The organism is Psychrobacillus sp. BL-248-WT-3 (assembly GCF_012843435.1).
Classification (GTDB): Bacteria; Bacillota; Bacilli; order Bacillales_A; family Planococcaceae; genus Psychrobacillus.
Genome location: NZ_JABAFC010000004.1, coordinates 45,531 through 58,430 on the forward strand (window position 1 = coordinate 45,531; position 12,900 = coordinate 58,430).

Annotated in this window: 9 protein-coding genes; 6 read left to right on the forward strand and 3 right to left on the reverse strand. The window is 36.0% G+C overall.

What is annotated here, in order from left to right; all coding sequences use genetic code 11:
- Nucleotides 1-33: 33 nt before the first annotated feature.
- Nucleotides 34-1,671: a hypothetical protein gene (locus HF876_RS03940; protein ID WP_169358758.1), complete on the reverse strand. Its 1,638-nt coding sequence runs from the start codon at nucleotides 1,669-1,671 to the stop codon at nucleotides 34-36.
- Between the two features lie 248 nt (nucleotides 1,672-1,919).
- Between HF876_RS03940 and HF876_RS03945 the strand changes: the two genes are divergently transcribed.
- A complete protein-coding gene (locus HF876_RS03945; RefSeq protein ID WP_169358759.1) occupies nucleotides 1,920-2,993 on the forward strand; it encodes a branched-chain amino acid aminotransferase in 1,074 nt (357 codons plus the stop codon).
- A gap of 185 nt (nucleotides 2,994-3,178) precedes the next feature.
- On the opposite strand, the gene HF876_RS03950 is transcribed toward HF876_RS03945, so the two are convergent.
- Entirely contained in the window at nucleotides 3,179-3,778 is a 600-nt protein-coding gene (locus HF876_RS03950) for a transposase (RefSeq protein ID WP_169358760.1), read from the reverse strand.
- Nucleotides 3,779-4,048: 270 nt separating this feature from the next.
- Here HF876_RS03950 and HF876_RS03955 point away from each other — a divergent pair, with 270 nt between their 5' ends.
- From HF876_RS03955 to HF876_RS03970, 4 genes are all read left to right on the forward strand, one after another.
- Nucleotides 4,049-4,762 carry a response regulator transcription factor gene (locus HF876_RS03955; RefSeq protein ID WP_169358761.1) on the forward strand — a complete coding sequence of 238 codons (714 nt, stop codon included), beginning with the start codon at nucleotides 4,049-4,051 and terminating at the stop codon, nucleotides 4,760-4,762.
- The gene (locus HF876_RS03960; protein ID WP_169358762.1) at nucleotides 4,752-6,113 is read left to right on the forward strand and encodes a sensor histidine kinase; all 1,362 of its coding nucleotides are present in this window, start codon (nucleotides 4,752-4,754) and stop codon (nucleotides 6,111-6,113) included. The genes HF876_RS03955 and HF876_RS03960 overlap by 11 nt, the downstream gene beginning before the upstream one ends.
- Before the next feature lie 41 nt (nucleotides 6,114-6,154).
- A complete protein-coding gene (locus HF876_RS03965) occupies nucleotides 6,155-7,351 on the forward strand; it encodes a PepSY domain-containing protein (protein WP_169358763.1) in 1,197 nt (398 codons plus the stop codon).
- 373 nt (nucleotides 7,352-7,724) lie between these two features.
- Nucleotides 7,725-8,693, forward strand: a complete 969-nt coding sequence (locus HF876_RS03970; protein WP_169358764.1) for a carbohydrate kinase family protein — start codon at nucleotides 7,725-7,727, stop codon at nucleotides 8,691-8,693.
- Nucleotides 8,694-9,131: 438 nt separating this feature from the next.
- Here the strand turns inward: HF876_RS03970 and HF876_RS03975 are convergent, their stop codons facing one another.
- A complete protein-coding gene (locus HF876_RS03975; protein WP_169358765.1) occupies nucleotides 9,132-10,103 on the reverse strand; it encodes a proline dehydrogenase family protein in 972 nt (323 codons plus the stop codon).
- A 226-nt stretch (nucleotides 10,104-10,329) separates the two neighbouring features.
- On the opposite strand from HF876_RS03975, the gene HF876_RS03980 reads away from it, so the two are divergent.
- Entirely contained in the window at nucleotides 10,330-12,645 is a 2,316-nt protein-coding gene (locus HF876_RS03980) for a 5'-nucleotidase C-terminal domain-containing protein (RefSeq protein ID WP_169358766.1), read from the forward strand.
- The last annotated feature ends 255 nt before the right edge of the window (nucleotides 12,646-12,900 follow it).

Consider the following 12,900-nt stretch of genomic DNA (forward strand, 5'->3'; position numbering starts at 1 on the left):
AATGGAGGGTATGCATGTACATACCCTGAGCAGTTAATCTACTAAAATTATTTTTGCTTGATAGTAACCATTATGAATCATGTAGAGTCGATCGTTCTTCTTCAAATCGCTGGATTTAATTATTCTTCCTTCTTTGATGAGCATTGTATTCGATAAATCTATATAGTTACGCTGATAAGCTGCTAGCCAGTCGCTATTATAGTGCTCACTAACGTCTTTTATACTTAATGTATTAGGATTCCAATGGATTGGATTATATCGACCGATGGAAACAGAATAGTCCGGTGTGGAATAGCCGACTATTTTAGATGCAATTATGTGGTTATCTTTTACATAGAAGTAACCATATTTTCCATTACTATAAGTGAAATCCTTTGTTAAGTTATTATAATCCTCTGTAACTACCGTATCATTGCTAAAGCTGAAGCTAGCATTCCCAGTGGAGTACCAATAGTTATTAGACAAAACCTGAGGATTGGATAGTGAAAGCTGATACTGATTCGTGTAATTTATTTGACCAAAGTATAATTGATAATCTGCTAAGTTAGCGCTTTGAAATCCATCGTTAGTAATATGGATGACATTTGCATATTGGTTAGACGAAGCACCGTTTGCAATAACAAATGCTTTACCGCTCTGCTGAAGTGCTGTCGGATCTACTAATCGTCCGTTTCTAATAATAATAGTTCCGCTATGATATGGAATGGTTCCGTAATTAGTTAATTTGATATTTTTATTCTTTGTATCTAGACCGTATAGGCTTTCATGTAGCGTCCGTTCATTTGTCTTTTTTATAATCATTTTCTGAATGATTTCTTTCCCAGACTGCTTTACCGTTACGTAGTAAATCTCGTTGTTTCGATAATTACGAAGCTGACTTTTATCAATCTTTTTAGTGCCGAGGAAAATAGGTGTCTTATCTGTAAAGCTCTTGGAATTCATGGCAGTATTAGTTGAGTTTCTCCAGTTCCAATTAATAAATGCCTTTTCATTTTTAATAACTAACTTATTTTGTTTTGAATCAATTTGCTGAATAACACCTTTGTATATATTTTCTACTTTGATACCGTCTGTAGTTATTTCGATGGAGGACAAAGTATTCGTGTCATGCTCTGATGTTTTCAGTTTTATGCGGTCTCCCACATATAAAACGCTTAAGTCTACGATTTTATTATCTTTATATATTTCTGTGTCCTCGTCTAAATAAAATCTCGTTGATTTTTTATCTTTGAGATTGATAGCGATATACTTAGCACCTTTATCAATTTCATTGACAGTTCCTGTAAGGCTTTGTCCGATTGCTTCAGATTTGTTGTTCTCAAGAGATCCTTGCTCGATGTATGTGAATCCGTTAAGCTCTTGAACTGATTGGCCATCCACAATCGCTTCCACCCACAAGCCTTCCTTAAATGCACCAATTGTAGTAGGCGTCGAGTTGATGTACAAAGGGGTATATTTATCAATGGTTAGCCTTACTTCTTTTCCTTGTTCATTGATTAATATTACTTGTGAGAGTCTTTTCTCGGTTGTCTTGTCCTCAAGGGTTACTTCTTCATATATGGTTTTTAAGAAAAGTCCGTTAACCGTGGAAGAAGCATTCGCAGGAACAGAAGAAAAAATGGTGCTTATGATTAGTAATAAGCTTGATATGTATAGAGCGTTTCTAAACACATATAAACCTCCTATCTTTTGGTATTTTACTATACTTATTTATCGGTTTATTTAAAGGGATATTAAGATATAATTCCTTTAAATTTACAAAAATGAAAAGTAGAGTTAAAAATACACAAAATTTTTAGAAAATTTTCTAAAAAAGGTGTTTTCAATTTTGAGAAAAGGAGTATAATTGCATATAATATATTGCACAGTTATAAAAGTTGCAATTTACTAAATAATTAAATTGATAGGGGTAATACAACATGAACAGTGTAAAAATCAAGTTTACAGAAAATGAAATAAAAAATGAGAAAACACCTGCCGGCCAACTTGCCTTTGGTACTAAATTTACAGATCATATGTTTATTGCAGACTATACAACAGGCATTGGATGGCATGATCATCGGATTGTCCCTTATCAACCGATTACGTTAGACCCTTCTGCAACTATATTACATTATGGGCAAACGGTATTTGAAGGCATGAAAGCGTATTTGTCTAAGGATGGTGTAGTTCGTTTATTTCGACCAGAACAAAACATGAAACGTATGAATATTTCCTGCGATCGACTTAGTATGCCTCAAATAGATGAAGAGTTTGCTATGGAAGCATTGAAAGAGCTGCTAGAGATTGATAAGGAATGGATTCCAAATGAACCAGGAACATCTTTATATATCCGACCATTTATGATTGGGACTGAAGCACATTTAGGTGTTTCTCCATCTAAGACTTACAGCTTTATGATTATTATGTCGCCCGTTGGCTCTTATTATAAAGAAGGTATCCATCCTGTGAAAATATTAGTAGAAAGTGAATACGTTCGTGCAGTGGCGGGTGGTACAGGAATGGCTAAAACAGCTGGTAATTATGCTTCTAGCTTAAAGGCACAGGAAGTGGCTGATAGAGAGGGTTACTCGCAAGTATTATGGCTAGATGGAATTGAACGAAAGTATATTGAAGAAGTAGGAAGCATGAATGTTTTCTTTAAAATAGATGGAGAGGTTGTTACTCCAGCCTTAAACGGTTCTATTCTAGATGGCATTACTAGAAAATCCATTATCGAGCTATTAAAATATTGGGGTGTGCCAGTAGCGGAACGCAAGGTGTCAATGGAGGAAGTTAGAGAAGCTTATTTAAACGGTAAGCTAGAAGAAGCGTTCGGAACAGGGACTGCTGCAGTTATTTCTCCAATTGGCGAGCTTCGCTGGAAAGGCGAGCTATTCTATGTAAATAACGGAGAAACTGGTGAGTTATCTAAGAAATTATATGATACATTGACTGGCATCCAAAGTGGCACAGTGGAAGATCCTTTTGGCTGGGTTACAGAACTAAAATAAAAGTGTGAATCGCTCCTAGGTTAAGAATAGGAGCGATTCTTTTCTTTAAAATAAACTGATGTTATAAACTTGTTGCAATTTACAGCTCGTTTAATGAAGGACATGAGATGGTTCTGGTAGGAAAGCATGTCTTTGCAGGTTGGTACCACTGTCTCCATTATTCACACGTTGTACATCCAATTAATTTAATTAGTAGGAATCTCGTAGTCAAAATGTAAATCTTGCTTAATCCGAAAATTTTCACAATAAGCTACGTAGGTTCTATCTTTAATATCAGGGTAGTTTTTTATTAAATTGGGAAGCAACTCGGTGTTTACAAAAGGATAGTCACACTTTTTATCGAAAAAGTAATATTGAAACGAACTATAAGGATAGTATTCCATCTTATTGGCCATAGCCTTGGAAGTCGTTAAAGGGTTTTGATGAATGTAACTACTGACATTTAATAAGCCTATAGGGTCGGAAACCATACTGGAAAAAAATCTGGTTTCATAGAGTTGTCCAAAATAATTATATTTACGTTTGAAGTATTCTGAGTAAGTCTTGTTGATGGATAACATCACTTCCGAAAGTGGTGTCTCAGGGGAGCGGATCAAAAGGTGGTAATGATTATTCATAATACAGTAAGCAATAATTATGAAATTCGATTTTTTATATGTACGTTGTAAAGCACGGAAAAAGAGAGAAACATCTCCCTCGTTCAAGAAAATATTCTGTCGATTATTGCCTCTCATTGTCACGTGATAATAAATCTCTGGCTGCCAAATCCTCCGCATTCTCCCCATTTTTCTAACCTCCATCTATTCTTTTAACAAACATACTATAAACCTATAAAATGTACAATAATGGAAATTATGCAATATTCACAATAATTTGATTTTTATAGATAATATTTGATTAAATTCTTGTTTTATCGCTTAAAATCGAGTTCAAAATAAAATTATAGCGATTTGTTATCGGTACATTACAGGTGCCAGGCACCTGTAATGATTCTGTAATGTGTATAATTTGGTCGGTATATTGTGTTAAAATAGCCATAAAGAGGGGGATTCCGTATGAAAGAGCAGATATTAATTATAGAGGATGAGGAAAATATTGCTCGTGTTCTACAATTAGAGCTGGAATTCGAGGGGTATTCTGTCGAGATCGCTTATACAGGTACAGATGGCCTTATTAAATATAGAGAAAAGCCCTGGGATCTTGTGCTGTTAGATTTGATGCTGCCAGGATTAAATGGGTTAGATGTATTAAGGAGAATTAGAGCAACAGAGGCTAAAACTCCAGTTATTTTATTGACTGCAAAGAGCGGGCTGGAGGACAAGGTGAAGGGATTGGATTTAGGGGCAAACGATTATGTGACGAAGCCGTTTGAAATTGAAGAGCTTCTTGCTCGTGTGCGGTCAGCCATTCGTTTCAATAAATCCTCTGCTTCTGCACCAGATCAAGTAGACAATATTCATGTTCATGTTTTCCATTCTATTACTTTAAATGAGCAAACGAGAGAGATTACTAATGATGGGGAACAAGTCAATTTGACGCCACGAGAGTATGATTTACTACTTTACTTAATAAAGCATCCTAACCAAGTGTTATCAAGGGAACAACTTTTAGACGCTGTGTGGGGCTTTGATTATTATGGAGATACAAATATTGTGGACGTTTACATAAGATATGTACGAAAAAAATTAGAGGAGAAAAATTGTTCTTCTTTCATTCAAACCGTAAGAGGCGTGGGATATGTTTTGAAGGAGCTGAAAAATGAAGCTTAAAGCAAAAATTCATCTTTTCTCTACATTTTTAACGCTAGTAATTTTAGGGTTAATGAATATAGGTATCTATTTTATATTTGAGTCAATGGCTTTCGATACCGAGTATAATCAGTTGAATAATGAAGTGGATGAGCTGGTTGGCGCTCTCAGTAAAATGGGAGCGGATGACGATCCAGCTACTATTTTACGTGCTTTTATCCCTCCTAATGGAGGAATTAGAGTGATCAACGCCAAGGGTGAGTCTATCGTCTTTGTAGAGTCAATCGAAGAGATGAAAGATTATAAACCGGAGTTAGAGAATGGAGAGCGATATACCTCAGGTTATTTTCGAGGTGTCCCCGTCCTAACTATAACAAAGCCAGTCATATGGCAAAATGGCGAAGTTGTTGAGATCCATACGCTTAAACAGCTTGTGGAGGTAGATAAAAATTTAAAATTCCTTCGTTGGACCTTAATAGGGGTAACTATAATAGGGATGCTCCTTATGACAATTTCAAGTGTCACTTTAGGTAATATCATTACTAAACCTATAAATAAATTAATTAAAACCATGTCCCAAAGCAGGATGTCAGGAAAATATCAAAAAATAGAGTTAAGTAAAAATCGTAAAGACGAAATGACTCAGATGGGAATAGCGTTTAATGAAATGATGGAGCAGCTAGAGGAAAACTACAATAAGCAGGAGCAGTTTGTTTCTGATGCTTCACATGAATTAAAAACGCCACTCACTGTCATCGAAAGCTATGCAAAGCTATTGTCTCGTCATGGCTTCAAAGATAAAGCAATTGCAGAGGAATCGGTAAATGCAATCATTCATGAGACGGCAAGAATGAAAGAGATGATTTCTCAAATGTTGTTACTAGCTAAAGGGAATGGACAGCATACTCAAAAGTCGGAAACAATTGATTTATATGAGCTGGTGGAAAATACCTTGCAATCTATGCGCACTGCTTATAATCGTAAATTTATATTAAAAGGTGATGGCCCTGTCTACGTGAACACGGATATGGAGCAGCTAACACAGCTTCTTTTTATTATTCTAGATAATGCGAGGAAATACAGCGAAAAAGAAATTAAGACAACGATTACCGAGGAAGAAAATCATACAGTGGTCGCAATTTTAGACTATGGGAACGGTATTCCTAAAAAAGATCTTGATTATATCTTTGACCGATTTTATCGTGTCGACGAGGATCGAAATAGGAAAACAGGTGGAACTGGTCTTGGATTGTCCATTGCAAAAGAGATTGCCAACCGTTTATCTCTCGAATTGGAAATAGATAGCACAATTGGGTTTGGCACTACTATTTATATTTTTATTCCAAAAACTCCAATTCTCATCAATTTTTAATGTTTGTCTTTTAAAATAGAATTGGGGGGAGGGAAGCATGAATGAAATTTACTAAAATCAAAAAATATACATTGATTTTTGTGTCAGTGATCGTCATTGTAGGCACTGGGTTTTTGTTTAATGTTACCCAAACGAACAGGCAATTTATGTCAGAGAATGATGTTCGTTCCCAGCTAGAGCAATTGTATGATGCAGAGGTAACTGATATAACGTTAAAAGAAAATGTATATAAGGCTGTTATTACAAAAGGTGGCTCTGTTTATTTAGTAGAGGTTAACTCTACAAATGGAGATATTTACACAATGGAGCAGACGAATGAATATATGTTAACAGGTATTTCTCAGCCTGTTGAGCAATCGGAATTCGCCACATATAGTGATACTTTTGAAGTTAGGGAATATCCATTAACTAGTAATATACGTAAAAAAGAAACTAACAATAACATTGTAGTAGAAATGAGTCCCATTACGCAAATACAGGTAAAAGAGGACTCAATGAGCATGGTTAATAAAGTAGAAACCGCTCAAGCGACTGAAATGAAGTTGATTAAGTCTAGTATTTCAGCCACTTCTTCAATCCAAGAAAAGTTAAGTGATTCTAAAGTAGACAAGCCAATCACAGAAGTAATTAAAAATGCAATAAAGGATGTCCTGAAAACTGAGCCTGTGAAAACAGAGGAAGTTAAAAAGGAACCAGTCAAAGTGGAGGTTGCCAAGTCCGATGAGGGCAAGGCTGATGCTAAGGCAGAGGCTGCAGCTGACTCTATAGAAGGTATTAAAACAGACTCTTCTAAAACAGAACCAACCAAAACAGATATAAGCAAGACGGAAACTAAAAATGAAACCTCCAAAGTGGAGCCTGTAAAGGTAGAATCTACTAAGACAGAGACTAGCAAGACAGAAGAACCGAAAAAAGAGGAAGCTAAAAAGGAAGAGCCAGACGCTAGCTCTACTAGTAACAATAAAACACAAACTGAAACCAAAAAACCTGACGAAGCGAAGCAGGAAAGTACTGCTACCGTGTTAATTACTCCGGAGCAAGCAACTAAAATAGCACAGCAACAATACAAGGGAACCGTGGATAGCAATTCCTTTATAAAAACAAATGAAGGTGGCTACTATTTAATAGTGATGCAAACCGCAGATGGTAACTCGAAGGATAGTAAGGATAAAAAAACAAAAGCGACGATCCAGGTACATGCAATCTCTGGAAAAATATTATCAGTAACATGGGAATAAAAATTCTCATCAATTTCTAATAAAACTCTCTGTGTATTCTCATTTAGTTCAGATATGATGAATATATAGAAAAATTATCTTTAATGTTGTTGAACGAGTTTTGAAGGAGCTCTTTCTCCAACTTAGTATAATCGGGGATATCTAACACACGAGCGATAAAACGATGTGGAAGTACGAAGGCAAAAAACTTACGGCGTATTAAATATACCTTGAGCGATAACAAGGAAAAAACACCTCATTCTACCATCCCCGTAGAATGAGGTGTTTTTATTTACATTTTAACTTTTTTGGAAAATAGTATATCCTTTATTTAATCGATGAAACAGAGCTATATTTCATAGTTTACAATACTCTAATAGAGGTGATTACACATATGTATGACGTGGTAGCATTAGGTGAGATATTAATCGACTTTACACCCTATGGACAATCCGACAATAAAAATACATTATTTGAAAGAAATCCGGGTGGAGCTCCAGCGAACGTATTGGTTATGCTTAGTAAATTAGGGCTAAAAACATCCTTTATCGGTAAAGTAGGGGCAGATGATTTTGGGACGTTTCTTAAGGAAACTTTAGTATCTAATCATGTAGATACGACTGGTGTAGTGACAACTGGACAATTCAACACGACCTTGGCCTTTATTCATCTCCATCCGGATGGAGACCGTTCTTTTAGTTTTTACCGTAAACCAGGTGCTGATATTACTTTAGAGGAAAAAGAAGTGAACTATGAATTAATTGACAAAGCAAAGTTATTTCATTTTGGCTCCGTTTCCATGACTAGTGAACCTTCGAGACAAGCTACTATTAGTGCACTGAAATATGCTAAAGAAAAGGGCTTGCTTATTTCTTTCGACCCAAATTTGCGTGAAAGTCTATGGGACGATCTAAGTGAAGCGAAGAAAGTCATCTCTGATAGCATGTACTTTGCAGACATATTAAAGGTATCTGAAGAAGAGCTTCACTTTTTAACTGACACAATGGACTATGAAAATGGAACTAAACTATTAAGTAGAAACTATGGAATTCCATTGATTTTGGTGACTTTGGGCGAGAAAGGATGCTTTTTTAGATATAAGGATAAAACAGAAATGATTCCATCATATGTAGTAGAAGCAATTGATACAACCGGATCAGGAGATGCTTTCTGTGGGGCTTTACTATACAAAATTTTAGCAGAGTCTAATATGGAGAATTTGAATATAGACAAGCTAAAATCTAGTGTGCTCTTTGCTAATGCGGCAGGAGCATTAGCTGCTACAAAAAGAGGCGGAATACCTGCTCTTCCTACATTAAAGGGTATTTGTCAATTGCAGGAGGACAGCCGTAACGAAGTCTAAGTCTAATATTGGCTATGAATAAAAAACCGTGAAATCAAGTTACTGATTTCACGGTTTATTATTTAGGCTATGTTGAAGGGTAGGGTTGATTTATGATGCAAAGATCAGAGAGTAGAATTGATTTTCGCCCCAGCCAGACGCTTTCCTCGGGGTGAGCGATAAGCCATCACCCATCGCTTACGCGCGTGGTTGTGATGTCTGATCTGTCTCACTCATCCCGTAGGAGTCGCCGTCTGGTGCTCTAATCAATAAATGAAACTGCTTTAGCATCGATAAAGCATTAAAAACATTTACTCGCATAAACAAAGCTAAAAAATGACACCAACCCAATTTCGTCATCTATTTATGTTCTTAATAGCCATTCGAAAGTTCCTTTGTTTATGTTTATAGTCACTACAACAAAGCTTTTATTCATTGAATAGTATGCCTTATGCAGTATTATTTCTTTCTTTTTGTCAATCTTCCTAGGGCAAATGCACCTGCTGCAAGACCGATCATAGTGTTCGTTTTTTTGTTAAACACTTGTTTTACGACAAGATTCATGTTTGCAGGGCGTTCAGCAAGACGTCTCATGAAGTAACCGTACCAGTCTTTTCCGAATGGTACATATGTGCAGAAGTTAAAGCCTTCTTTTGCTAGCTGTAACTGCATATCCGTACGGAAACCATATAGCATTTGGAACTCAAATTTATCATGTGAAATATTATTATCAATTATAAATTGCTTGATATGATTGATGACATTATGATCATGTGTTGCGATAGAAGTAAATTTACCATTTAATAAGTGCCATTCAATTAGCTCTATATAATTTTGGTCAATTTCCTCTTTTGTTTGATAAGCTACGTCTGCAGGTTCTTTGTAAGCTCCTTTTACAATACGTAGACGGAAGTTTTTATACTTTTGAATATCTTCAGCTGCTCTAAAGAAGTATGCTTGGATAACTGTTCCAACTTGGTCGTATTCCTTAGATAGCTCGTCCAATATGTCAAAGGAAGGCTGTAAATGTTTGTTAGATTCCATATCAATATTAATGAATGTATTATATTTTTTTGCGACTGCAATAATATCTTTTAAATTTTGTAAAGCAAAATCATAATCTATATCCAATCCTAATTGGGATGGTTTTAATGAGATATGAGCATCAACTTGATGTTCCTCTATTGCTTCAATCACTGCGATAATTTGAGCTTTTGCTTCTAAAGCCTCTTCTTTTTCAAAGACAAATTCGCCTAAATTATCTACCGTACAAGAGATACCTTGAGCATTAAGCTTTTTAATACTTTCCATCGTTTCTTCGATATTAGTCCCAGCTACAACATGTTGGGCACCCATTTTTAAACCATACTTTTTAGCGGCCCCATTTAATACTTGGTTTTCTGATAATGTCATAAAAATATCTTTTAACATGATGATACTCCTATCTCTATTGTGATAATTAATTATAGCATATAACACCTTTTTTCGTGCAAGTAGGACAAATAACCTCATACTCCAAATGCAAATAATCACTATTTTTACCTTTTTTAAAATAATTAGAAAATGTCTTGCGTAAATAGTCGAATTGAGATAACTTTTAGTAGTATATGAATCTATTAGTAGGAGCATTTATACATATCATATTAGGAGGTAAGACATGAGAAACAAAAAAATTAAACAGACTGCTGTAGCAGCAATCGTGGCTACATCATTATTCTCAGCTTCAAACATTTCCTTCGCAAGTACATCTTTTCAACAGGTAGTAGATAATGCCAGAAAAGACATCAAACAAGCATCCTATTCTTATAGTACACCTGCTCAAGCTGGAAAACTGGCAACGAGCCAAGAACTATATCCTATTTTAAACAAAGCTAAAGCCAATTATCAAAAAGCAAGAAATGAAATTAATAAATCGAATGTAAAAAATAAATCTGCTCTTTTAAAAAGCTTAGATGAATTATATGCTGAACGAGTGACAAAAGGACTTATTCCTTATATCGATGCTTATAACTATGCAGACAAATATTTAACACCAATTATGAAAGAAATTGAAGCTGCTGAAGCGGGTAACGACTGGGAAAAAATTGAGAAAGGCTATCACAAGCTTTCTGCCCAATTAAAAACAAGAACTGCAATTCTTTATCGTTTTACTGGAAGAGATGCTCGTCATCTATTGCTAACTCAATACAAGGATCCAGCTAATGAAGTAAGAAACGAATTGATGGTTCCGGTGACCGTTTATATGAAGGTTAAGCAAGCGCAGGCATTACTGACTGCAGATAAAACAGAGGAAGCAAATAAAGTAATTGAAACAATCCAGCCACTTCTTGACAGACTACCAAGTGACAAGGACCTTCCTGCAGTTAAACAGCTTTTAGAGATGGTTCATGCATTAGCAGATCATGTAGATGCAGACTTCACTCTATCTGTTATGCATGTCAATGATACACATGGCCACGTAGAAAAAGGTCCAAAACGTGTTACGGCAGTGAAAGAATATAGAACGTTGCATCCAGATGCGCTACTTGTAGATGCAGGAGATGTATTGACTGGTACACTATACTTTAACGAATTCAAGGGACAAGCAGACGTAGAAATGATGAATCTGATGAACTATGATGTGATGACGTTTGGTAACCACGAATTTGATTTAGGATCTTCTCCTGAGGGACATAAAGCTTTAAAAGAGTTTATCGAGAAATCCAATTTCCCATTTGTTAGCTCCAACGTAGACTTCTCTCAAGATGATTTATTCAATGGGCTATTTAATGTAAAAGTATCATCGGACCCTAAAAATGGACAAATCTACAGCGGTATCGTAAAGGAAATTAACGGTCAAAAAGTTGGTATCTTTGGTTTAACGACTGCTGAAACAGAAGGAATTTCAAGTCCAGAAAAAGTGAAATTTACAGACTACATTAAAGCAGCTCAAACGATGGTAGATGAGTTTGAAAAACAAGGAATTAACAAAGTAATGGCAGTTACTCATATTGGTTACGATGACAACCCCGCAGTAGATAATGATTTGATGCTAGCAGCCGCTGTCACAGGAATCGATGTAATTGTTGGTGGACACAGTCATACACAGCTGGACAAGCCTGTGATTGTTAATAAAGACAGTAAGGGTGTTGAGAAAGATCCTACCGTGATTGTGCAAGCATATCAATATAGCGAATTCCTAGGCACTTTAGAGGTAGACTTCGATAAAGATGGTAAAGTAATAGCTCATGAAGGTGCTTTAATACCGATAAAAGATCAAAAAGATGATGAGGAAGCCCTTAAGCTTATCGAAAAGTACTCCACGATAGTTAAAGAAGTTGAATCAAAAGAAATTGGAGTAACTACAGATAAAGATTTAGAAAATCCTCGCCTAAGTGGTGATGATTCACAGTCAAGCGTACGTAAAAATGAAACGATCCTCGGCAATATAATTACAGATGGAATGTTAGCAAAAGCTAAAAAGTATGATGCCAAAGTAATCATGGCACTTCAAAATGGTGGAGGAATTCGTTCAGATATTAAAGCAGGACCAATCACTGTTGGTGACGTAATTACGGTACTTCCTTTCGGTAATACATTAGCGACAATGGAAATCAGTGGTGCTGACCTGAAGGCTGCATTTGAGATCAGCTTTAAATCATATCCAAAGGAAAATGGAGGATTCTTACACGTTGCTGGAGGTAAGGTAGAATTTGACTCATCGAAGCCAGCGGGTGAAAGAGTTGTTTCTATTAAATACTTTGGTGCTGATGGTAAATTAGTAGACGTGAAGGATACAGAGACTTATGTAATTGCTACCAATGCGTTTACAGCTAAGGGTGGAGACAGCTACGATGTTTTCGAGAAAATTTATAAAGCTGGTAAAGTAACTGACTTAGGTCTTTCTGATTGGGAAAATTTAAGAGAACAGTTTGAATCCCTTGATAAAATACCTACAGAAATAGAAGGTAGAATTGTAGATGTAAAAAAATAGTCTTAACTTTTTTCAAGGAGGCTGGGACGTAACTAGTCTATAAATTAAAAAACATGAAACGGAAACTCGATTTCATGTTTTTACTTCATTTTAAAGGTCCGCACAATTTCTTGTAAGAAACCTTTCAATTTTAGTTGTTTGAAGTGGAGGTGGCGACTCCTGGGGGAATAGCACGAGCTGAAAGCCTCGCAGGAGCGAAGCGACGAGGAGATTGAAGCCGTGCCCCCGGAAAGCGTCCACTGTAACGGAAAATAA